Below are 23735 nucleotides of genomic sequence, written 5' to 3'. Positions count from 1 at the left end.
GGCATTAATACATTTTTAGAGCAGGTTTCTTTATGAAAAAGACAAGAGTTGTAATTGTTGAAGATTCTGAGTTCATAGCGCATGGACTTGAGAAAATCCTTCAGTCTATGGGTTATAATGTTGCCGGAATTGCATCTGAAAAGGCAGCTGCATTAAAACTTGTAGAAGAGAGTTCCCCTGATGTGATCCTGATGGATATTGAACTTTCATCCGGAGGTATGGAGGGCATTTCAATTGCAGAGGAGATCAAGAAGGTCAGGGCTATTCCTGTTATTTTTCTGTCCGCACATGATGATGATGCCACTCTCAGAAAATCCCTTCAGGCAGAGCCTTACGGCTTCATCTCCAAACCGGCAAAATCCCGTGACATAAGGGCTGCCATAGAGATTGTTCTCAATAAAAACAGAGCCAGAATTGCAGAGGAGGAACTGCTCAGGAAAGATGCGATTCTTCATGCAGTATGCCAGTCTGCAAACAATTTCTTCTCGGAAAATATTTTTGATACCAATATCCGGAGCGCAATTAAAAATCTTGGTATTGCAAGCGGTGCTGACAGAGTCAGCATTTTTATTCTTCCTGACGGAGATAAAACTCCCTCTTCTGTAAAGAAAGCATACAGCTGGCATAAAGAAGGCTATGGAGAGTTTAATGGTGGTGGAGTAGTTTCTGAATATTCTGCTATAAGTATTCATCAGGAATGTTTTAACGGTTTAAGGAAAGGGGCGGTTGTAACAGGCAATCATCCCGGATGCGGTTTATCAGGAGGTAGTGGGAGTGATTCTGACGGAAAATTCTCCTTTATGGCAGCACCTGTTTTTCTGGATGAACAGTGGTGGGGCATAGTCCGTTTTGATAACTGCCATGATTCAAGAGTATGGTCTTTATCAGAAAAAGAGGCCCTCACTGCTGCCGCATCAATGATAGGTTCTGCTGTAAGGCATGAAATTATTGAAAAAAATCTCAGGAATGAAGAGGACAGATACAAATATCTCTATAATCTTGTGAGGGTGATGTGTGACAATGTGCCGGATATGATCTGGTCCAAGGACAGGAATAACTGTTATACTTTTGCTAACCGTGAATTATGCAGGAAATATCTTTTTGCATCAGATACCAGCGAACCTGTTGGAAAACCGATTACATATTTCATTGAACGGACTAAAGCAGAACGGCCTGATGATCATGAATGGTTTACCCTCGGAGATATGTCAGTAAAAACAGACCTTGAGGTGATGGAGACCGGAAAACCGGTTAAGTATGAAGACCGTGGTTATTTGAGGGGCAGATATGTTTACCTTGATGTCTTTAAATCACCTTTCTTTGATTCATCCGGAAATATAATCGGGACACTTGGGTGTACAAGAGATATTACGGAGGAGAAGCGAACCCGTGATGAGATTAAGAGGTCACTTGATGAGAAGACCATTCTTTTACAGGAAGTTCACCACCGGGTCAAGAATAATCTTGCAATAGTCAATTCCCTCCTTTCAATGCAGGGCAGGAGTGTTGAGAGCAGTGATATCAGAAACAGTCTGAAGGATGCTGAGATGAGAATTTTTTCAATATCATCTGTTCACGAGGAACTGTATAAATCTGAGGATTTCTCGCATATAGATGCGGACAGGCATTTTACTCTCCTTGGGGAGGAGATAATAGGTAATTACGCTGCCGGAACTTTGATTTTGCTTGATGTTGACTGCAAAGGGATCAGGCTTGGTCTGAATACGGCGATACCCGTAAGTCTCGTTGTGAATGAACTGCTGACAAATTCATTAAAATATGCTTTTTCCGGCAGGGATGAAGGAGTAATCACTATAAAGGCAGGGAAGGAGGATATGCCGGAGAAAGAAGCCGGTGGGAATTGTGACAGCGGTATGGATAATATGTACGGTGCTGCTGAGAGAAGCGGAGGATGCAGGATCTGTATTGAGGTGAGTGATGACGGGATAGGCATGAAAAATACCGTTGACCCGGAAAATACATCGTCACTCGGTCTTTCGCTGGTGAAAAATATCGTCCGGATGCAGCTTGACGGTGAACTGACTTTTGAGTCACCTGATGAAGGCGGGACAATATGCCGGTTCTGTTTCTCTCCGGAAAACAGCTGAAGACTCTGACTGATGCATAAATCCGGTCAGGCATCGTCCGGATTTTTCAGCTGCCCCTTATTCTCCAAAAGTTGATTTATGATGGACCGAATCATCATTTTATTCCAAATACTCCTGTGATTAGTCTGATATATTCCCTGTAAAATCCATGGTATCTGGTAATTTCTGTCCTGAAATATTCTGTTCCGGGAAGGCCGAATATCTTTGTTCCTGCTGAAGGGGCTGCCATTACAGTCTCATCTGTGTCCTCCTTTGTCCGGGTGGCTGTAGCGGTCGGAGTTGCGGTGACTGTAGTGGCTGTATTTGCAGCCGAAACTACTATGTAGCCGTCTCTTTCACAGGTATATCTGTTGTCCTCCTCATCAATGACGATCAGTTTTACATCATATGTACCGGCTGAAGTATAGGTGTGGCTGGGGCTGTCATCGCTTCCGAGATTGGTTAAGCCGTCACCGAAGTACCAGTAATAGTATTCAATATCATACTCGTTGTCACTTCCGTCAGTTGCATAGAAGTTTACTGTCAGGGGCTTGTAACCTGCTGTAGGGGAAGCCGTAAATGTTGCAGAGAGTTCCAGAGTAACTTCAATATAATTTTTCTTTGTTTCGGTATCTGAAATGCCGTTTTCATCCGTGACTCTCAGGGTTACTGTATAGGTTCCCTCGTCTTCAAAAGTGAATTCAGGGTTTTGTGCAGTTGAATAGTCATATTTGTCTCCGTCCTCATCGTAGATTGCCCAGTACCATGCAATTATGTCAGCATCGGTATCATCTGACTCATCTGATTCGTCAATGAAGGCTACTGTAAGGGGTGCACTTCCTTTAGTATCATAGTCATCATCAACAGAGAAGTCCGCCTCCGGTGCGGCATCATCATCTACAACTATATCCATCTCATATGTGTCTTCCTCACCGTTTTCATCCGTGACTGTCAAGGTTACGGTGTATGTGCCTTCTTCATCGAAAGTGAATGAGGTGTCAGGGTCATCGTCATCCTCTTCTTCGGCACGGTAATAAGAGTTATCGTCATCATCAAATTCCCAGTACCATTCTACAATATCTGCATCTGTGTAGGGGTTTTCATCTGAATCATCGGTAAACTCGACATATAACGGGGCACTGCCTGTAGTATTGTCAACCGTAAAGTATGCCTCAGGTGCTGCACTGAATGTTATGGATTCTGTATAGGTGTCAGTATCACCCGCAGGACTTGTTGCAGTGAGGGTTACCTGATATGTCCCGGTATCATCATATGTATATGAGCCGCTCTTATATGCTGAAGTGCCTTCATCATCCCCGAAGTCCCAGGTCCATGATATGGCACCTTCGGTTGTGCTTTCGTAATCTATTAAAAGCGAAGTTTCGCTCATCTCTATATCTGCTGAAGCGTCAAAATCCGGTTCACTGATTACGATTACCTGCGAAAGGGTGTCGTCGGTCAGTTCACTGTCAGATGATGTCACTCTAAGCGAAACTGTATAGGTTCCTGTTTCAGAGTATGTATATGTCCCCGACTGAGTGGATGATGAGTTGCCGTCCCCGAAGTTCCACTCCCATGAATCCGCGGTTCCGCCGTCAATTGAACCTGAATATGTTAACCGGAGATAGTTGTCCCATGTAGCTCCGGCTGAAATGTCTATACTTATCGTTGATGTGACTGTTGTATTTGTGACAGTTGTATTTGTTTCTGTTTCGTTACCGTCCGCAGCAGCGGGTGAAATAAGTAATGCCACAGATAATGCTATGAATATGAACAATACACAGGTTCTGTTAATCTTCATTTTTTATTGCGCCTCTTTATAAGGTGTTTTTCATATTTTATTCCACTTTTAATGCCTGATCCAGTTGATATTTGTGATTGGTATTTCTTTATGAGCTCCCGAATATTGAGAAATTGTCATCACCCAGAGTTACGAATATGAAGAATAAGACTGCGAATATTAATACCATAATAAGTACTGCAAACATGGACTGTGCCTGGTTCATTGAAAATGTCTCACGGAGTCCCTTAATCTGAAGTATAATGCTCCATACCGGAGCGATTATTATCCCGAAAACAGGGATTATTCCGGCTAATGCAAAAGGCGCCGAAGAGTATGCCGCGACCTTAATATAATCCTGCATATCATTGTCAAAACCTTCGTATGACCCAACAAAGTACAGTATTATTCCGCATAAAAACATCGCCATGGACCCGAATATTACACTTTCAATGACTATGAATATGAGTGTACCAAAGTCAGAAAGGGCAGATAATCCGGGATAGGCAGTGGCGGAGGATGAAGTCATCATTCCGAGAATGACTGAACTGAGAAGTGCGAATAATGCCAGTGATACTATCATCACCGGAACTGCTTCTATAAGCTCCTTACTTCTGTTGCTGCTAAATGTCTGATCGGGAGAGATTATGAGGCCAATTAATGTGCCGGTTAATGAATCACTGCCTGCAAACCCTCCGGAATATGTTCCGCCGAGAATATCCGTATTTCTGCTTCTTCTCTTCTTAGGGCGGGCTGTTTTTACTTTACTCTGCCTTGTTCTTCTGACAGGGGGAGGATATTCTTCAGATGCGTGATAATCATAGTCCTCCTTTTGATAACCATAAGGACGGTTCTTTGATTCGTAATCATATGAATCATATTCATCTCTCCCTCTCTGTCCGGAATAATGGTTCTGATCTCCATAACTGCCGTAGCTCTCAGTCTGTTTCCTCTTTCTGTAGAGATTGTTCTGATTTGCAGTTCTTCTCTCATTATAAGGAATCTCACATGACCGGGAGTAGTTTTCGGATTCAAAAGAATTATTTCCGGGATTCGTCTGGAAAGGATCTCTCTGGTAATTCTGTGGATATTGCCTCTCTGTGGCAGTGTACTGAAATGTTCCTGTCTGTGGCGGACTTTTTTTTACAGAATGTTCCGGTGAATAACCGGATGTGCGTATATGATTATTTTCTGCACCGGACTTTCGGTGATGAAATATAATATTCTCAATTTCATTTTTAAGATGATTCCTCTCAATTTCTCCGGCATATCCGGAAAAATTCAGGATAATTCTTTTTTTTGAGCCGTCCGGAGCATTAAAAGAGACTGATAATGACGGTTCTTTGTAAATTCCTGATTCAGGCACTACAGAATATATCACAGGAACCGGAATTTCGATATGATCTGACGTATTCCCGGAGGGTACAAGAATAATTCTTCTGTCTGTAAGATAAAGCCAAAAATTAATATTTTTAACATTAATTATTGTATTTTCAAGGATTATATATTCATTACCGCTTAAATGAAGTGTCGTTTCATCACCTTCTTCTCAGGTCGAATCATCATTTTGCCACAGGTTAATTCTGAAATGTAATTTATATTTTACATTCACCTATAAAAAAATTAACACTCATTGTATAATAAACCTGTATATGATTTTACTTATTTTCCGCTCCATGTTTTGGTAATTCAGTATCACAAAACTGCAAAAAAGATGTAATATACAATTGTCTGAAGGAGCGTAAGCGGAATTCCTGCCTTTGCAAAATCAGTAAATCTGAGTGATATTCCTTTTTTCTCGGCGTTCTGTATAATTATGATGTTGCTTGCGGCGCCGAATATGAGGAGATTTCCCGCAAGCGTGCTTCCGGCTGCAAGGGCCATAAGCCCTGCATCTGTTGCTGTTTCTCCGGAGAAAAATGGCAGTGCGAGTGCCACAAAGGGGACATTGGATATGATCTGGCTTACAGTTAAACCAAGGAGAAATATAATATCCGGTTCTGTGAATGAATATGGCAGGCATTCCGCACTGCTCTGAATAATCCCTGTATTCCAGACACTCTGCATCAGAATAAAGAGCGCTGCAAAGAATATGAGTGTCTCCCAGTCGATATTTCTGAGAATCCTGAATCTCTCATGCGAGAAGATTAATATTGGCAGTGCTGCGGCGACTGCAACTGCCGTGAGCGGCACTGTGATTCCGGTGTTGAAAAGGACAAGTCCGATTTTCAGAAGAATTACTGCCAATATGAGGGTGATGGATATTTTTGTCAGCCGGATGAGTGGATTTTTCCCGGGAAGTTTTGGCCTTTCAGATTTTATCGGTATTATGCATTTCATGAACTCTTCCGGATATAACAGTCTGATGACTGCAAAAATCAGAATCAGGCTTATAAGAGATGGGACTGCAAGATATTCAGCAAATGTTAGAAAGGGATTTTCAAGGCTGCCTTCAACTGCAATCAGGAGGTTTTGCGGGTTTCCCACCGGACTCATCACGCTTCCGGTTGTGACGGAGAATGCAAGGGTTAGAAGCAGCATTGATGGCTCTATATTGTACTTCCGGGAGAGGTACAGAACAAACGATGTCCCGATAATTGCAATTGTGTCATTCATAAGTATGGCGGAAAAAAGGCCTGTTAATGCAATGAGCATTATTATGAGGACATTCATACTCATCTGCCGGCGGAATAATTTTTCAGAGATCAGTATCAGAGACTCGCTCCGGTGGATAGCCTCACCTGCAACAAACATTCCGAAGAGAAAGATCATCACATCCGGATTTATGGATGCGGCGGCCTCAGAAGGACTAATCTGACCTGTGATTAGGACAGCAACCGCTCCCCCGAGCATTATCTGCCATATTCCTGGCTTAATTCCTAATTTATCTCCTGTACTGTTCCTGACCGCTATCAGGATGAGCACTATCAGAAGAACTGCAACCGGAATTAGTGTCTGGTCTGTCGTGAGTTAAGGTCAGACTCAGATGTATTTCAGGTTATCTGCGGTATTTGGTGGCAGTTAAATAAGTACAGAGATTTTTGGTGATGTTTAAATCTTTAAATACGTACGCCGAGAGGGAGATTTGAACTCCCGCGGTGCAGAGCACCAGAGGCTTTCGAGGCCCCCGCCTTTCCGGACTAGACAATCTCGGCAAAAAGTAAACTGCCGGCAGAACTGAGTTATCATTACTTTTGATCCTGAAATCCTGCCTGGGTTATGCAGTTAATATTGGCGTTCTCCTGACATAAGGATAACGCTATAGGGGTGGGTGGTATTTTCTCTGTTTTTAATCTCTGCTCCGGTAACCTAAGCGTCTCTTGAGAGAGGACAAGTCATACAGTGTGTCCCGCCCCTTCCCCTTGAGAGTTCTGATCCGGAAATTTCAATCACATCAATCCCTTCCTTCCTGAAACTGCTGTTTGTGGAGGCGTTTCTCTCGTAGGCTATCACCTTTCCGGGGCGAAGGGCAAAGACATTGTTTCCCTCGTCCCACTGCTCCCTTCTGGCCATAAATGAATCTCCGCCCGTAGGTATCACATTCAGCCTGCCTTCACCGAGAGCATCTTCAACAGCCTTTATGAAGCTCTCTGCCTTCTCAATCCTGAACATACCGGCATCTGAAGATGCAGAGAGCCTCTTTTTATCACTCATTTCATATCCGGAATCTATCCCGTCATTCTCTTCTGTTTTTTTTCCCGGAGTTATAACCCATGTATCCGCCTTATCTGTCACCTCCGGAAAAACGGTCACAGTCCCGTAGTCAAGCATTGAAAAGACAGTGTCAAGGTGCATATGCGATCTGTCCCTGCCGATACTGCATGCAATTACCCTCTCAACCTCTCCTCTCCTGAAGAGGGCGGCTGAAATTCGCTCAACCATCTGTGCATCAGTTCTCTCGCTTATTCCGGCAATAACGGTCCGGTTTCCGACAGGCATTATATCTCCGCCCTCGGCAGAGAAATTCCAGAGTTTGCCGCCCTCAAAGATAAGATTTGGATCATTCCCCGGAAATATTACCTCAAATCCGCCTCCCTGAAATTCCGGATGGGAATAAAAGACAAGGGCTGTATTGAGCACTTCCCGCCATCTCGCCGGGTGCTTCATTACATTCAGAAGCGCTCCGCTGTATATCCATGTTGAAGGGTCTCTTGTGTAAACTGAATTGGGGAGAGGCGGAATGAGAAATGAGTCATCTCCTTTAAGTGCCCCGACAAGTGAATTTTCTCTGAAACTATAACCGACCTCCTCCTCTGCTTCACCCAGCATAAGTCCGCCTGTAAGATAGCCTGAGATAATTTCAGGTTCAGCGTCCAGCAGAAAATCCTTCAGTTTATCCTTAATGGAAACCCCGGCATTCCCCTCATTCAGAATAACATCAGTTATTCTGCTCCTTGCGGAAGGATTTTTTGAGACTGTTTCAGTCAGAAGGTCATGAAGGTATAAGACCTCTGCACCATCACCCCTGATCTCACCGGCAAAACTGTCATGCTCTTCACATGCCCTGCTGACCCACAGTGTCTCATCAAAGAGATATCTCTCCCTGTTTTTTGGTGTCAGCCTTGATATGGCAATATCAGGCCTGTGCATAAGGACCTTCCTGAGCCTTCCGGTCTCTGAAAAAACACCGTAATGCCTCATACTTCCTCCTTTGCTGAAAATTCCGGCAGGCAACCAGAGGATGGCAGGACAACTGTTCCTGCCTCCCCGTTTGCAATTCTTCCTATGTCCTTTAAGGCTCCTATGGCTGCAATTCTGCCGGTATTTTCTGCAAATTTTACTGCCGCCTCAACCTTCGGCCCCATTGAGCCTGCCGGAAAAGAGTATTTTTTAAGCTCTGAAGCGCTGATTAGCCCGATTCTCTCTTCATCTGACTCCCTGAAATTAATGCAGACATTTCCGACATCAGTTGCCAGAATAAGGAGGTCGGCATCAGTCTCCTCTGCAAGGAGTTCAGCTGCAAGATCCTTGTCAATGACCGCTTCAACACCGGCGAGACAGTTTTTCCCGTCTTTAAAGGCTGTAGGTATGCCTCCGCCGCCTGCACAGATCACAATCGCTCCCTTCTCAATAAGCCATTTTATCGGCTTTATCTCGAAAATTCTCAGCGGAGCAGGGGACGGGACAACCCTTCTGAAATGATCACCGTCTTTTTTAAATGTCCAGCCTTTATCCGCCTGAATTCCGGCTGCTTCGCTCTCAGAATAAATCCCTCCCACAAACTTGGCGGGATTAAGAAACGCGGGATCATCAGGGTCAACCGCGACCATAGTCAGAAGTGTTGCAATCGGCTTATCCTCAGGCAGAACATTTCCAAGCTCCTGTTCAATCAGGTAGCCGATCATTCCCTCGCTCTCAGCACCTATCACATCAAGGGGGTATGACCCGGAATCTTTCAGGCATTCGGACTGGAGGGCAAGAAGCCCTACCTGAGGGCCGTTGCCGTGTGTAATGATGATCTCATGTTCATCAGCAAGAGGTGCAATAGCCACTGCCGCCTCTCTGATATTTCTTCTCTGCGCTTCGGCGGTCATAGCCTCACCTCTCTTCAGGAGTGCATTTCCGCCGAGTGCAATTACAATTCTCATATGGTTTCAGGATAATCTGAAAGCGTGGCAATCATCACTGCCTTTATGGTGTGCATACGGTTTTCAGCCTGATCAAATACGATGGAGTAGTCTGATTCAAAGACCTCATCAGAGACTTCCAGGCATTCAAGCCCTGTCTTCTCATAGATCTTCTCCCCGATAATTGTGTCCCGGTTATGAAATGCCGGCAGGCAGTGCATGAAGAGGACATCCGGGTTACAGGTCTTTTCAATAATGTCCATATTTATCTGGTACGGAAGAAGGAGGGAGATTCTTTCATTCCATACTTCTTCAGGCTCGCCCATAGATACCCATACGTCTGTATACAGGAAATCTGCACCATTCACTGCCTCACTGATTTCTTCCGTAAGTTTGAGCCTTGCTCCGGTAGATTCAGCGATTTCTGAGCATTTTTTTATCAATGATTCTGCGGGACGCAGAGTTTCCGGGCTGCAAATCCTGATGTCCATGCCTAGTTTCGCACCGCCGACAAGAAGCGAATTGGCGACATTATTCCTGCCATCTCCCATGTAGCAGAGTTTAATCTCGTTTAAGGGCTTATCTGAGTGCTCGGTAATGGTCAGAAGGTCCGCCATAATCTGAGTGGGGTGGAACTCATCCGTAAGTCCGTTGTATACCGGGACCCCGGCAGAATCCGCTAAAATCTCTACATTATCCTGTGAAAAACCCCTGTATTCTATTGCATCATAGTACCGGCCGAGTACCCTTGCAGTATCTTTTATGGTCTCCTTTTTGCCAAGCTGCGATCCTTCAGGGCCTAAATATGTAACATTTGCCCCCTGATCATATGCTGCCGTCTCAAAGGCGCAGCGTGTCCTTGTGGAGTTTTTTTCAAATATCAGGGCAATGTTTCTGCCGCTTAGGTATTTTTTCTCTCTCTTCTCAAGTTTTGCCTGCTTAATTTCCTTTGAAAGGTCAATTAAGTACAGTATCTCCTCACCTGAGAAGTCCAGAAGTTTAGTAAAACTCCGGTTACGTACTGTCTCTCTGATTTTTTCTTTTTTATTTGTAATCTGTGACATTTTTATTGTCCGGTGCCATTATCTGTTTCCGGCGTTTTTTTGTAAAAAGTAATGTTGAATTTAATTTTAATGGTTAGGTCAAATTCAGTCATAAATATATCGCAATCTACCTGATTAAAAATAACTGGTTATCCTCTCATATAATAGTGATATATTTAAATTGTGGTGCAAATACCACTATCTGATGAATAAAAAGGCGGGATTTTCAGGAAAAATTTATTTTGACGCAGAAGAGACAGGAATTATCGGTTCATACTCATCTTTCTTTGGCCTGTTATTAATTGCAACCATTCTCAGCTATAAGACTATATTCGCTGCCGGCTTTGATTTTATCTATAATGATTCGGGTATAGGTGATGCTCATATAGCTGTAATTCTGATGTTTGCAGCCTTTCTGATAGTTTTTGTTGCAATACCTTCAGTGCCGCTGATTTCAGAGATAGTTAATGGTATCCGGGAAAAAAGATGGTATCTTGTATTTATGCTTGTTTTTCTTCTGTTGATCTACTCGGTTGCACTTGTATTCCAGTTTGTTCATTCCTACTTTGATTTTGCAGGGGAGGCATTGTCTGTAATTTCCCAGAGCAGGTGAAATACTGTCCGGGCGGTGCTTTTAACACTGTAAACCGGGGTGGGGGAGATCTTTTTTTTAGTTTCTGTATTTATGTGTTATATTTTTTTATACCAGACATTCATGCTCTCAAAACTTCCGCAGATATTTGTATTATTGAGAAGTCTTCCGGCATATGAGTAGCCTGCACCTGCAAATGTATAATTCATCGGTGCCTCAAGTGACCTTGCAATTGTGTAAAATAATATTATGCCCCTCTCTTTCATTATCTTCTCCATCTCCCGGAGAAGGTACCCCGCAATTCCCATCCCGCGTGCAGCCGGACTTACGGCAAAGTCGGTCATCTCGGCATTTTTGTAATCATAATCTGCTTCAGCAGATGATGCGGCAATTATCTCATCTCCTCTCTTTACAATGAGATATACTGTCCCTTCATCTATTGATTTCCGGATGAAATCAGGGTCATCTACAGGGAAGGGATAGGTCTCAAATACCGCTGCAAAATGTCTGCACAGAGATAATATGTCTTCTTCTCCTGCGACTTTTACTGTAAGCCCTTCAGGAAGGGCTTTATTCTCTCTTTTTTTACTCCTCCTTTCAAGGCATTTTCTGAGAATTTCATCTTCTTTTTCCCAGGTTTTACTGATTTTTCTCTCATCACTGAGAAATCTGGAGAGAAATACTGCATTTTCCCTGCCCCTGAAAAATTCCGGCACGAAAGCCTCTTCAGTGTACCCGGCGTCTCTGAAATATCCTGCCTTCACCTCCGGAATTTTGCCGAATATCTTTCCATAGCCATTTTCTGAGGCAAGTTTTTCAGTCTCTGAAATGAGATTGGATGGATCGTCCTCCCCCATCTTCATAATATAAATTCGGCTGTTTAAATTTCCGTGCTGGATGAGTGAATTCCCGATTTCTGTGAGACTATCGGGACTCATTTCTTCTTTCCATCCTTTCATTGTTCTCAGGGACAAGCGCGATGGTTTTATCGTAATCTGAGAGCAGTTTCTCGACTCCGACTGCTTTTGATTCGTCTGCGTCATCAAGCATCAGCTGAAGCTGACATTCCTCGCAGTTACGGTCGCAGTAGATCTGCTCGTAGCTGTCAGGCTCTTTGTAGGTTGTGATAACTCCCTCATAATTCCTGAGAATAACCTTGTTAGTTGACCAGGAGATGAGGTAGTTTGGCATAATCGGAATTTTACCTCCTCCTCCGGGAGCGTCAATTACATAAGTCGGCACTGCAAGACCGCTCGTATGGCCAATCAGGCTCTCGATTATCTCAATGCCCTTTCCGACAGGTGTTCTGAAATGGGTCAGGCCCTCTGACAGATCGCACTGGTACATATAATACGGCCTTACACGGTTATAGACGAGCTTTTGATTGAGCGCTTTCATAATTCTCGGGCAGTCATTTATGCCTGAAAGAAGAACAGACTGGTTTCCAAGCGGAATTCCGCCATCTGCAAGCATTCTCAGTGCTTCTCTTGACGATGCAGTGATCTCTTTTGGGTGGTTGAAATGGGTATTGAGCCATACCGGATGGTGCTTTCTTATAATACCGACAAGCTCTTCTGTAATCCTGTAGGGAAGAACAACAGGTACTCTTGAACCAATCCTGATTATTTCAACATGGGGTATTGCCCGTATTTCAGACAATATCCAGTCGAGATATTCGTCCGGAAGCATGAGGGGATCTCCTCCGGAGAGCAGAACGTCCCTTATAGACGGATTATTTCTTATATATTCAATTCCGGCTTTAATCTTATCTTTTCCGGGTATTGAGTCCTGATCACCAACTTTTCTCTTCCGTGTACAGTGCCGGCAGTACATTGCACAGACATTGCTTACAGTGAAGAGAACTCTGTCAGGGTACCTGTGGGTTATGCATTCAACAGGTCTGTCCTTATCCTCTGCAAGAGGGTCAGACATTTCACATTTCCTGTCAATAATCAGTTCTGATTCTGAAGGAAATGCCTGCATAAATACGGGGTCATTCCTGAAATTATCGGCATCTATCAGCGATGCATAATATGGCGTTGTGCTGAACGGGAATTTCTCTGTAGTTTTTTTGAAAGAACTTCTCTCATCTTCTGTAAACTTCACTCCGGTGACTTTCTCAAAGGTATCCAGGTCTTTTATTGAATGTGCAATCTGCCATTTCCAGTCCTTCCACTTGGATTTTGTTACCTTTGCATCAATTATTCTCCCCATCTTCTCCTGGTTTTCTGAATATACTGTCATTTTATCTCCTTCTTCTCTGATTGATTTTTATTATATCTGTAATTTTTCAGATTTTTCGTTTAGGTCCTGTTTTTAGCATTCAGATCATGTACAGGCTAATATACCCTGCATGAACTGAATAACTCTTTAATAGCCAAAATTACAGTTAATCCTGGAAAAAATACGGATTTATGTGCCTCCTTTGGCCATTAGATCCGTCATAAAAAAAAGAAAGCCTGAGGCTTTCTCTTTAAAAAAATTTATGCAAATTTCTCTTTGACACTGTTCAGTTCGTCAATAGAGCTGATAGTAACATATGCCGGAACAACAAGTCCGACTTTTGCTCCTTCAAGGTTCTTTCTGACAACTACGATTTTATCGCCGTATTTGTCCAGATAACTCTGATGGGTTGCCGGAAGCCAGGCTGAAACTGTAAAGTCAACATCACCATCTGAGACCGCCTGATAGAGCGGGCCTGCATCGACAGCAGATGTTTCAACGTCAAATCCTGCCTTTTCAAGGACCAGTTTTACAACATTTGTGCTTGCAATCTCGGAATCCCAGAGGACATATCCGATCTTAACTTTCTCACCGTCTGATGATACATCTCCGATCCATTCCGTGACAGTTTCCGGATTGTTTTCAACCCATTTCTCTGCTGCGTCTTCCGGTTTCATTCCGTTTTCTGCATCAAGCATTACGGATTCCATGTCTGCCGGTGTCCAGTGGAAACGCTCAAGAACTGAATATAGATCGGGCTTGTCCTCCGAAAGTCCCGTCCTTGCAAGTGTGGCGATGTACTCTTCTCCGCCATAGACTCCTTTTGGATCATCAAGGTACTTGAGATCATATCTTGCAAATTTCCAGTGTGGTGTCCATCCTGTAACGACAATCCATTTCTCATTCTGTATTGCCTTTGTGAGTTCGGATGCCATTCCTGCGCTGCTGCTTGAGACAAGATCATAATCGAGGCCATATTCCTCAATGGCCTTCTCGGTCATCATCATGATTCCTGCGCCCGGCTCAATACCTGTTATTTTCCCTTTCTGGGCTGTTTCTGTTCCCTGATCTGTACATCCTGCAATCATTACCGCTGCAATTGCGATCAGAGCGACCATAACTATTCTTTTGTTGATTAATTTCATAAATACACGACCAAAAAATTAATATTTTGCCAAACTGGGCAAAAATTTCAGTTTTACATCTAAACTTAACCTGTAGATATTATTTATAATTAACCCTGCTGTCCCCTGACATGGATGATATTCTGTGTCAGTCTGTCAAGGATAATTGCGATGATTACAATGGCAAGTCCTGCCTCAAATCCGGTGCCGATATCCACCCTCTGAATTCCGTATAATACCTGATATCCAAGTCCGCCTGCACCTATCATGGATGCAATGACGGTCATTGAGAGTGCCAGCATTATACACTGGTTCACGCCGGCCATAATGGTGGGCATCGCCACCGGAAGTTCGACCTTTACGAGTTTCTGGGACGGCTTTGCACCGAAGGCATCTGCAACTTCAACAAGTTCCTTTGGAATCTGCCTGATTCCAAGTTCGGTCAGCCTGATTGCCGGGGGCATTGAGAAGATGACAGTAGCGATGACACCCGGAACTTCACCAAGCCCGAAGAATATCACTGCCGGTATAAGATATACAAAGGACGGCATTGTCTGCATGAAGTCAAGAATAACCCTCATCAGACCCTCAAGACTCTCGCTTTTTGCTGCGAGGATCCCTATTGGAATTCCGATTATCAGTGAGATCACTGCTGCGACAATTACGAGAGCCAGAGTTTCCATAGCGTCGTCCCATAGCTGGAGGTCCCATATCAGAAGCAGGCACACTAATGTCATTAGCGGGAGCTGAAGGAGTTTGAGTCCGTTTTTAGTCCTGGGTGATGTTGGTTCGTTATTGAACAATGCTTTTCTTCTGACAAGGAAATACATAATTCCGGAGATTACCAGTGCCATAAGGACAGGAGGAATTACTGTCAGAATATATTCTGCCACCCCAATAAGTGCATCAAGTATCTCAGTTATCCCGTCAAGAAGCCATCCAAGGTTGATCTGTATCCATTCCACGATCGCTTCGACTATCCCGCCGAGGGGCAGTTTTGGGATCGAAGGCTGCGCTGACATTATTCTTCACCCTCCTTTCTGCCAATTGCTGCAAGAACAGTTCCTCTGACTATTATTCCTTTTATTTTCCTTTCACTGTTTACAACCGCTATAGGATAACGACTGTCTGCTATCATGGGAATTATGCTGGTAACAGGTTCTTCAAGGTTTATAACCGGAATGTCACGTACCATAACTTCATTTATTGTCTTCTTCTCCTTTGCTGCGCGCACTGCGTCATCCACCATTATAAGGCCTTCAAGGACGCGGTTTCTTCCGGCAACGAAGACACTTGAAATTCCGTACTCCTTCATCATGTGAAGGGCAACATTTGGCCCGGCTGTGAGGGATACCAGTGGTTCAGGTTTTTTCATTATGTCTTTTGCAAATAGAACCCTTGCCATATCAACGTCCTCAACAAAACGCTCTACATAGGCATTTTCGGGGTTTGTGAGGATCTCTTCGGGTGTTCCTATCTGGATTACCTTTCCGTCCTTCATAAGTGCAATTCTGTCACCCAGTTTCAGGGCTTCATCAAGGTCATGTGTCACAAAGATTATCGTTTTGTTCAGTCGTTCCCTGATCTCTATGAGTTCGTCCTGCATATCACGCCTGATAAGGGGGTCAAGTGCAGAAAATGCCTCATCCATCAGCAGAATGTCCGGAGAACTTGCAAGTGCCCTTGCAAGGCCGACTCTCTGCTTCATTCCGCCTGAAAGCTGGTCCGGATAACTGTCGCCATATCCTTCAAGCCCGACAAGGTCAAGTGCCTCTTCTGCTGCTTTATATCTCTCTTCCTCGGATTTTCCCTGTATTTCAAGGCCGAATGCAACATTGTCAATAATTTTTCTGTGTGGGAGGAGTGCAAAATTCTGAAATACCATCCCCATCAGATGGCGTCTTGCCTGGAGGAGTTCCTCTTCGTCCATGGCGGTTATGTCACTGCCTTTTATTGTGATCTTTCCTTTTGTAGGGTCTATCAGCCTGTTGATGCATCTCAGAATGGTTGATTTTCCTGAACCTGAAAGGCCCATAATTACAAAGGTTTCCCCTTCAAAGACTTCAAAAGAGACATTGTTTAATGCAACAATGTGGTTTGTTTTTTCACGAATATCGTCTTTGGAGCATTTCTCATCAAGATATTTTAGTATTTTCTGTGGTTTAGGGCCAAATATCTTGTAGATGTTCTCCGCTTTTATGATGATTTTGTCATCATCTGCCTGTTCATCATTCATATTGTTTTCTCCTGTTAAAAAAAAGTAGTCCTCCGATGTTTTACATATTTTATTAATGTGATATAGTTTTTATTGCTGATTTCCGGTTCTCTGTAATGGTTGAATTGGGCTGAATTGATAAATAATTTTCTTCTCTGCGATTTTTTTTAATTGTACATATTCGCATATCCGGGGCGGTTTTATTATTGATTATAACCTTTTAACTGGGTAATGAATATGAGAAGTGACGAAGTCAAATCAGGGTATGCGCGTGCACCCAACAGGTCACTGATCCGTGCCCTTGGAATCACTGAAAATGAGATGCATAAGCCTTTTATAGGTGTTGCAAACTCATGGAATGATATTGTTCCGGGGCATATCAACCTCCGGTTGGTTGCCGGAAGGGTGCGTGAGGGTATTGCAGCAGAGGGCGGTGTTCCTTTTGAGTTTAATACAATAGGCATCTGTGATGGAATTGCAATGGGACATGAGGGTATGAGATACTCACTTCCTTCAAGGGAGAATATAGCTGATTCTGTTGAACTTATGATTCAGGCGCACAGGTTTGACGGACTTGTCTGCATCTGCACCTGCGATAAGATTGTGCCTGGTATGCTTATGGCAGCCGCACGATGCAATATTCCTGCGATTGTTATCACTGGAGGTAATATGCTTCCGGGTTACCATGAGGGCTGTGAAGTTTCACTGACTGATGTATTTGAGGGTGTCGGTAAGGTCGCAGCCGGAAGTATGACTGAGGATGAACTTTTTGAGATTGAGTGCGATGCAATGCCCGGGTGCGGGAGCTGCCAGGGGCTTTATACTGCCAATACTATGGCCTGCATGACTGAGGCTATGGGTATGTCCCTTCCGGGATGTGCTGCAATTCCTGCGGTTGATGCCGCTAAGATGAGGATTGCATATGAGACCGGCAGGAGATCGGTTCAGCTTGTAAAAGACGATATTAAGCCGAGGGATATCATTACGATGCAGAGTATGAGAAATGCCGTCAGGGTCGATATGGCACTTGGCGGTTCAACGAATACAGTTCTTCATCTTATGGCTATCGCAACCGAGGCAGAACTTCCTTTCAACCTTGAGGATTTCAATAAGGTGGGGGATGTTGTGCCGCATATATGTGCGATGCAGCCCGGAGGGCCTCATTCGATGCAGACTCTGCACAGGTCAGGCGGTATTCCGGCGGTTTTTAAACAGATTGAGAGGTACCTTGAGGATACGATGACAGTTTCAGGTATTTCTGTACAGGCGATTGCCGATTCTGTAAAATACCTCAATGAAGCGGTTATAAAATGTCCTGATTCTCCTGAACATGCCGGAGGAGGACTCAGAATTCTGAAAGGAAGCCTTGCTCCTTCAGGTTGTGTCATTAAATGTGCGGCTGTCAACGATGATATGTGGAGGCACAGAGGACCTGCAAGGGTTTTTGAGGGTGAGATGGATGCTATGGATGCGATTCTTGCTAAGAAGATAAGTGAAGGTGATGTCATTGTTATCAGGTATGAAGGGCCAAAAGGTGGGCCGGGGATGCCGGAGATGCTCTCTCCGACATCTGCCCTGATGGGTCTTGGTTACACTAAGGTCGCTCTTATTACTGACGGGAGATTCTCCGGCGGGACAAGGGGGCCGTGCATAGGCCATGTGGCTCCGGAAGCAGCGGCAGGCGGGCCGATTGGTATTGTTGAGGAAGGCGATGAGATTGAGATCGACCTCTTTGAGAGGAGGCTTGACCTGAATATTTCAGAGGATGAGATGAAGAGCCGTCTTGATAATTTCAGGCCTCTGAAAAAAGATCTCAAAGGTGTTTTAGCCAGATATTCAAAGATGGTCGGTCAGGCGGATAAAGGTGCCGTCACCGAATAATCCAGAATATATTTTTTTATTATTGTGTATTTATCTGTTTATCGGGTTCTGACAGTATCTCATTTCTTATTCACTGTCAGAATGATTTCCGCACCGCAGTCCGGGCATTTAATCATATTTATATCCGGGTTGTCTGAATTGTTGTATTGAGGTTCGTTTCCGTATTCTTCTTTATCTGTGGTGCCGGGGTCTGTCTCTTTTTGTCTTTCATTTTCCTGATTATCTTCCATATTTTCTTCTTCTTTTTTATCTGAAAACTGCTCGTAGAACCCGGAGGCGAGAATACCGGCCGGAAGGGCGAAGAGTCCGATTCCAAGTATTGCAACAAGTGCACCAAGCACTTTGCCAAGCGGAGTTATGGGATACATGTCACCATAGCCGACTGTCGTAAGTGTGATTACTCCCCACCACATTGTTGCCGGAATGCTTGAAAAACTCTCCGGCTGGGCCTTGTTTTCTACATAGTACATCAGGGTTGAGACGAGCACCAGGAGGAAAAAGAGCATGTAGATGAGCATTGCAAGCTCTTTTTTCTTTGAGTAAAATACATTTGTAATTCCCTGCAAAGACTGTGAATACCTGATTAATTTGAGTATTATGAATAGTTTCAGGAGCCTTAAGGCGTTTGTTTTGTAATCTGCCGGAATCAGGTCCGGTATCAGGAACGGGATCAATACAAGGAGATCAATAATTGCATATGGTGAGAGTATGTATTTTATGCGGCCCTTTATGGAGTATTTATATTTATATCTATTATCCTCAACTGAGAACCAGACTCTCAGGATATATTCGATGATGAATATGAGCATTGAAAGTCCGTAAAATGCATAGAACAGGTTTAGGACGGCTGAGGAGAGATTTGGTATTGTTTCAAGGTTTACAAAGATGATATTGACTGTAATTACAAGGAACATCAGATAATTGAATATCCTCTTTAAGGGAGTTTCCGGTGCACTCTCAGACATCACACCGTAAACCATTCTTCGTATCTTTTTTATCTCAGTGGTTCCTTTCATAATAATCTTAAAAGATATTATTTTTCATCCGGAATTTCCTCTGGTTATCTTTCGGCTGTTTTAATTATTTTAATGTTCTGACTGAAATAATGTCATATCTGCTTTTCTTTTTTTATCCTCCTCTATGATTTCACTCAGGATTATTACTGCACTTCTGATAAATTTCCGGCACACGGTCTTTGGCCTCTTCTCCACAGGCTGTTTTTCCTCTTCTTTGGGGTCTGTATGGTCATATCCAAGAAGATCTATGCAGTCCGTTGCACCGTGAGTTTCTTCAAATCTCTTCTGGAATTCCTTTGAGAGCCTGTATGCCTCTTTCTTTCTCTCTTTTATATCCGGAATTTTTGCAGTATAAAGGCCGGCTGCCATAACCGCACCGGTGCATACACCGCATATCCTTCCGGTTGCCATCCCGCTTCCAAACCCTGTTGCATAATTTATGGCATCTTCCTCCTTAATGCCGAAATCTTCTGTAAATGCACTGAGAACCGACTGTGCACAGTTGTATCCGGCTGAGAAGTTTTTCAGGGCATGTTCTGCTTTCCCCGTAATATCAGTAATGTCTTTAATCATGTTAATTACCGTAATGATTGATTTGTATCTGGTGATTTATTGTTCTTTTCCAAAGTAAAACCAGTTTTTTCATTTTTTAGTCTATCAGTAAGAGAGCTATTGGTTCGGGATTTTTAACAAACGGGAAAACGATTGGCATTCCTGCACGTTCGGCTGTCTTTATTATATTTATCCCGACTGCTTCTCCTGATATCCTCGCTCTTGTCGGGTGCAGGCATATTCCGCCTTTTACATTGCATGTTTCACAGAGGTTGCACGGTCCGTTTGCAAGTGCGACGGCCAGAGTGTATCCGGCATTGAACGCGGTTTTTTCAAGTTCAAGCATTACCGGTAGAATTACGTTTGTACCTTTAAACCAGTCTTTCCAGAATTTATCTGTTTTCTCTTTTTTATCGGGGGGGGAATTCGGGTCGAGGCAGTATCTGTATATTGAGTGTAATACCTCCGGTTCAAGTTCAGCATCAGACGGGAATTTCACCAGAAGGGCAAAACTGTATTCACTGGCAATCTTACGGAACTCGTCCGGGGTTGGAGCGTAAGGGGGGCATGTCAGTTTATTTCCGTAGGAGATGCATCCTGACCTGCATTTCAGGGTGACCCTGTTCTCAATAATTATGTCGGACGCCGGGATTATTTTTGCTTCCTTCACGCCCATTTTCAGGGCAGCTTCCCTGAGAAATTTAAAATCTTCCGGTTTTCTTATTTTGTCAGTCATTTTGATCAGCTTTCCCTTTTAATTTCTTCTTTTGCAGGAGATTTATCCTGTTATTTACTGTAATTGAGTTATTCAGACTATTAGGTATTACTGCCTTTTGCTTAATTTTCTTATTCCCCAATCCCATTTTTGGATATTTCAAAGCTATTTTCTGGAAGGCCGGTGATATAACAGATACAGATGAGTGATATTTCAATAATCAAAGTATCTCCGGAGAATTTTCCGGATTTTGTATCACTAATCCGTGAGCTTGCGGATTATGAAAAATTAACTCCTCCGGACGCTGATGCAGTCCTGCGCCTGAAAGAGGATGCCTTCTCTGAAAATCCAAAATATGAGGCATATCTGTCCTTTTTGGATGAAATTCCGGTGGGCTACATCACATTCTACTTCACCTACTCGACATTTCTTGCAAAACCAACCCTGTACCTTGAGGACATATTTGTATCAAAGGATTACAGAAAGATGGGCATAGGCGGTATGTTCTTTGATTTCTGCCGGAATGTTGCAAAAGAGAGAGGCTGCGGGAGAATGGACTGGACTGTTCTGACATGGAATCAGCCTTCAATAGATTTCTATGAAAACAGGGGTGCAGAGAGGCAGGACTGGTATCTCTATCGCATTGAGGGAGATTCCCTCTGAATATTTTTTCCGGAAAGGATTCCTGCGAATTCACTTATTTAGGGGGCGTTAATCTTCTCTATAGTGGTGGAATCTCTCTTATTTTTACACAGAGATCCTGAAACCATCTCTCATCTGAGAACCAGTTTTCATTTACAGAAGTCCTTATGACTTCTTCCCTGTTTTTGAATTTTTCATTGACGGCGGCGATATATTCAAGGGCTTTGTGTGGGTCCATCCCTTTCAGCCTTTTTGATTCCGTTTTGTTTGGTCGATATTTATCTGAATATCTGCTCACAATCTCACTTTCAAGACTGCCGGATACAAAGATGAAAGAGAAAGTAAAGGAATAAGAATTGTCTTCTGTTGAAGTAATTAACAGATTTTGAGTATTTCTGTCAAGAGATATATCAGCTTTTTTTAGATTTTTAGCTGGCAGAATTCTTTTTGTTTTAGCCAGGTACTGTCTCATAAGCATTTCATCCGGGGAGCCATCGTTATCCTTCAGAACTATAAATGTGGTATTCCCCGCGTTTGTTTTGCCAAATAAATCACGTATGGTCTGTGGGAGGTATTTGTCCATCAGCTGATGGCCGTTATCACTTAAGATCAGGCATGGATATCTCTCTTTGTAGTAACTGCTGCTGCTTTGTACAGCCCTTAAAAATTCTGAAATTTTGTTGTCATATAGTAATGGTTCTTTCTGATAATCTCTGGTAATTAATTCCTGGAGAAACCAGCCATCGTTTATCCCCTCACACAATATCGGGTCTATCAAAAATTATACGCCCCTTAAATCACAGTTTATTGATTCAATATCGTCCAGTGCTTCAGTTCCGGATAAGATCTCGATTTCACTGGCATGCAGGTCCATACGGTTATGCATTCTTAATATTGCAATGTCATCTAAGGAATTCTTCTGTCTGGCAGTTTCCAGTATCTCTTCTATGATGTCTCTGGAATGAGTGGAAAAGAAAAACTGTGTCTCTTTTGATGAATTTATAACCATCTCACAGAACATCTGAATATATCCGGGATGCAGTGATACCTCCGGTTCTTCAAGTATAACAACGCCCTGTTTTGCCAGTGCACTTAAAAAGAATACTTCAAGAATGCTTTTAAAACCGTCACCCATTGAAGATATTGGTAGCATATTGTCATGTCCGGCTAATGATACCATCATTCCTTTGTCTGTCTTCCTGATATCGTTTATATACGGAATTTCATTCACAATTCTGGTGATTGTCTCGTTTATCAGGTTTTTTTCCACAACAAGGTCATGCAGTTTTTCCAGCGGTACAGCTTTTTTTTCAAGGCCTGAGATTAGTGTTCTTTTTTGGCAATTATTGTTTATCTGTATTCCAAAAGGAAATTTATCCTGGAAATAATTCATAAACCTCTTCAACATCTGGTTCTTTAAATTGTCCCTGAATATAAGTCTGAATTGGATATTTTCAAGAGATTCTGATTTAAATCTGGATAATATTAGTTTTTTTGCGTTGAATATCTCTGAATTAATGTCTTCCTTTAGGGAATGAATATATCTGTTTAAATTTTCTGAAAAGGAATTTTCAATGTTTTTAATATAAATGTCATTTTCTTCATCTGAAATAATATTGCTGTCTTGCTTTTTATCCGGGTAAGTATCCCTTAAATTCCAGTCATGTATATTTATTGGTGCAGGTTGTGATTGCTGCCCGGATTTCAGGTTGTATTTACTGTTTTCATTAAATGAATAGTTTATCTCTTTTATGATGTCCGCTCTCTCAAAGAAGGAATCTATGCTTTTTTTCAGAAAGTCCTGAATTACTCTGCCTTTTTCATTATCAGGATATCCTGAGTAAATAACTGTAAGTTCAGTTTTGCAGTTGTCAATATCTATCAGAACCGAATCTTTTGGATTTCTGGCCAGATTCCCGATAGAATATTTATTGCTAAGATATTGGAGGACAGAATAGCCAAGAGAATCTTTAAAATTATTATCTTCAGAAATAGCCAGTGACATTGCTTCCAGAACTGAAGATTTCCCACAATTGTTTGGTCCAACAATTATTGTAATTGGTTTTGCCTTAAATTCTGCGTTGTCAATAGCCCTGTAATTTTTAATCGAAACACCTGAGATACTGTTCACAATATGTCTTTATTTGTTTAATGTGTGTAATTTAATTTTCTGTTGAGATAGAATCCATGATCTTTCTCCGGTCAGGAGTCTTATTTTTGTTATATAACGGCATCATATTTGAACCCTGAAATTCAAAATATATACAGATACTGTATCTGGCTGAGTTACAAATTCCT

The 23735-nt window shown here is 42.8% G+C and carries 20 protein-coding genes and 1 tRNA gene; 4 read left to right on the top strand and 17 right to left on the bottom strand.

Annotated elements, in window-relative coordinates:
- Positions 1-32: 32 nt before the first annotated feature.
- On the top strand, positions 33-2108 hold the full coding sequence (locus METLIM_RS05760) for a response regulator (RefSeq protein ID WP_004076993.1): 2076 nt from the start codon (positions 33-35) through the stop codon (positions 2106-2108).
- A gap of 94 nt (positions 2109-2202) precedes the next feature.
- Here the strand turns inward: METLIM_RS05760 and METLIM_RS05755 are convergent, their stop codons facing one another.
- The 7 genes from METLIM_RS05755 to argF all read right to left on the bottom strand — a co-directional run bounded on the left by METLIM_RS05755 (position 2203) and on the right by argF (position 10498).
- Positions 2203-3888, bottom strand: a complete 1686-nt coding sequence (locus METLIM_RS05755) for a PKD domain-containing protein (protein WP_004076992.1) — start codon at positions 3886-3888, stop codon at positions 2203-2205.
- A gap of 88 nt (positions 3889-3976) precedes the next feature.
- Positions 3977-5248 carry a YIP1 family protein gene (locus tag METLIM_RS05750; protein ID WP_004076991.1) on the bottom strand — a complete coding sequence of 424 codons (1272 nt, stop codon included), beginning with the start codon at positions 5246-5248 and terminating at the stop codon, positions 3977-3979.
- 314 nt (positions 5249-5562) lie between these two features.
- Positions 5563-6720, bottom strand: a complete 1158-nt coding sequence (locus METLIM_RS05745) for an SLC13 family permease (RefSeq protein ID WP_157202239.1) — start codon at positions 6718-6720, stop codon at positions 5563-5565.
- Positions 6721-6937: 217 nt separating this feature from the next.
- A tRNA-Ser gene (locus tag METLIM_RS05740) sits at positions 6938-7022 on the bottom strand.
- Between the two features lie 154 nt (positions 7023-7176).
- Positions 7177-8508 carry an arginine deiminase gene (locus METLIM_RS05735; protein ID WP_004076989.1) on the bottom strand — a complete coding sequence of 444 codons (1332 nt, stop codon included), beginning with the start codon at positions 8506-8508 and terminating at the stop codon, positions 7177-7179.
- On the bottom strand, positions 8505-9455 hold the full coding sequence (arcC, locus tag METLIM_RS05730) for a carbamate kinase (RefSeq protein ID WP_004076988.1): 951 nt from the start codon (positions 9453-9455) through the stop codon (positions 8505-8507). The genes METLIM_RS05735 and arcC overlap by 4 nt, the downstream gene beginning before the upstream one ends.
- On the bottom strand, positions 9452-10498 hold the full coding sequence (gene argF / locus METLIM_RS05725; protein WP_004076987.1) for an ornithine carbamoyltransferase: 1047 nt from the start codon (positions 10496-10498) through the stop codon (positions 9452-9454). The genes arcC and argF overlap by 4 nt, the downstream gene beginning before the upstream one ends.
- A gap of 184 nt (positions 10499-10682) precedes the next feature.
- On the opposite strand from argF, the gene METLIM_RS05720 reads away from it, so the two are divergent.
- Positions 10683-11090: a hypothetical protein gene (locus METLIM_RS05720; protein WP_004076986.1), complete on the top strand. Its 408-nt coding sequence runs from the start codon at positions 10683-10685 to the stop codon at positions 11088-11090.
- Positions 11091-11167: 77 nt separating this feature from the next.
- Here METLIM_RS05720 and ablB read toward each other — a convergent pair whose 3' ends face one another.
- From ablB to METLIM_RS05695, 5 genes are all read right to left on the bottom strand, one after another.
- Positions 11168-12007 (bottom strand): putative beta-lysine N-acetyltransferase, encoded by an 840-nt coding sequence (gene ablB, locus METLIM_RS05715; RefSeq protein WP_004076985.1) that lies wholly within the window; start codon positions 12005-12007, stop codon positions 11168-11170.
- Positions 11994-13313 (bottom strand): lysine 2,3-aminomutase, encoded by a 1320-nt coding sequence (gene kamA, locus METLIM_RS05710; protein WP_004076984.1) that lies wholly within the window; start codon positions 13311-13313, stop codon positions 11994-11996. Before kamA ends, ablB begins: the two co-directional genes overlap by 14 nt.
- Before the next feature lie 239 nt (positions 13314-13552).
- Positions 13553-14437 carry a glycine betaine ABC transporter substrate-binding protein gene (locus tag METLIM_RS17345; RefSeq protein WP_004076983.1) on the bottom strand — a complete coding sequence of 295 codons (885 nt, stop codon included), beginning with the start codon at positions 14435-14437 and terminating at the stop codon, positions 13553-13555.
- Positions 14438-14526: 89 nt separating this feature from the next.
- Positions 14527-15438 carry an ABC transporter permease gene (locus METLIM_RS05700; protein WP_004076982.1) on the bottom strand — a complete coding sequence of 304 codons (912 nt, stop codon included), beginning with the start codon at positions 15436-15438 and terminating at the stop codon, positions 14527-14529.
- Positions 15438-16652: a quaternary amine ABC transporter ATP-binding protein gene (locus METLIM_RS05695; RefSeq protein ID WP_004076981.1), complete on the bottom strand. Its 1215-nt coding sequence runs from the start codon at positions 16650-16652 to the stop codon at positions 15438-15440. The genes METLIM_RS05700 and METLIM_RS05695 overlap by 1 nt, the downstream gene beginning before the upstream one ends.
- Positions 16653-16868: 216 nt before the next feature.
- On the opposite strand from METLIM_RS05695, the gene ilvD reads away from it, so the two are divergent.
- Positions 16869-18512 carry a dihydroxy-acid dehydratase gene (ilvD, locus tag METLIM_RS05690; RefSeq protein WP_048146237.1) on the top strand — a complete coding sequence of 548 codons (1644 nt, stop codon included), beginning with the start codon at positions 16869-16871 and terminating at the stop codon, positions 18510-18512.
- Positions 18513-18571: 59 nt separating this feature from the next.
- Here the strand turns inward: ilvD and METLIM_RS05685 are convergent, their stop codons facing one another.
- The 3 genes from METLIM_RS05685 to METLIM_RS05675 form a co-directional block, all read right to left on the bottom strand.
- The gene (locus tag METLIM_RS05685) at positions 18572-19528 is read right to left on the bottom strand and encodes an ion transporter (protein WP_004076979.1); all 957 of its coding nucleotides are present in this window, start codon (positions 19526-19528) and stop codon (positions 18572-18574) included.
- Between the two features lie 69 nt (positions 19529-19597).
- Positions 19598-20101 carry a C-GCAxxG-C-C family protein gene (locus METLIM_RS05680; protein ID WP_004076978.1) on the bottom strand — a complete coding sequence of 168 codons (504 nt, stop codon included), beginning with the start codon at positions 20099-20101 and terminating at the stop codon, positions 19598-19600.
- A gap of 76 nt (positions 20102-20177) precedes the next feature.
- Positions 20178-20816 carry a DUF2284 domain-containing protein gene (locus METLIM_RS05675; protein WP_004076977.1) on the bottom strand — a complete coding sequence of 213 codons (639 nt, stop codon included), beginning with the start codon at positions 20814-20816 and terminating at the stop codon, positions 20178-20180.
- Between the two features lie 180 nt (positions 20817-20996).
- Between METLIM_RS05675 and METLIM_RS05670 the strand changes: the two genes are divergently transcribed.
- Positions 20997-21458, top strand: coding sequence for a GNAT family N-acetyltransferase (locus METLIM_RS05670; protein ID WP_004076976.1), 462 nt, complete (start codon positions 20997-20999; stop codon positions 21456-21458).
- Between the two features lie 58 nt (positions 21459-21516).
- On the opposite strand, the gene METLIM_RS05665 is transcribed toward METLIM_RS05670, so the two are convergent.
- Both METLIM_RS05665 and METLIM_RS05660 read right to left on the bottom strand, forming a co-directional pair.
- Positions 21517-22215, bottom strand: coding sequence for a hypothetical protein (locus tag METLIM_RS05665; protein WP_004076975.1), 699 nt, complete (start codon positions 22213-22215; stop codon positions 21517-21519).
- A 3-nt stretch (positions 22216-22218) separates the two neighbouring features.
- On the bottom strand, positions 22219-23568 hold the full coding sequence (locus tag METLIM_RS05660; protein ID WP_004076974.1) for an ATP-binding protein: 1350 nt from the start codon (positions 23566-23568) through the stop codon (positions 22219-22221).
- Between the last annotated feature and the right edge of the window lie 167 nt (positions 23569-23735).

Source organism: Methanoplanus limicola DSM 2279 (genome assembly GCF_000243255.1).
Classification (GTDB): Archaea; Halobacteriota; Methanomicrobia; order Methanomicrobiales; family Methanomicrobiaceae; genus Methanoplanus; species Methanoplanus limicola.
This window is presented reverse-complemented; position numbering and strand designations above follow the sequence as displayed.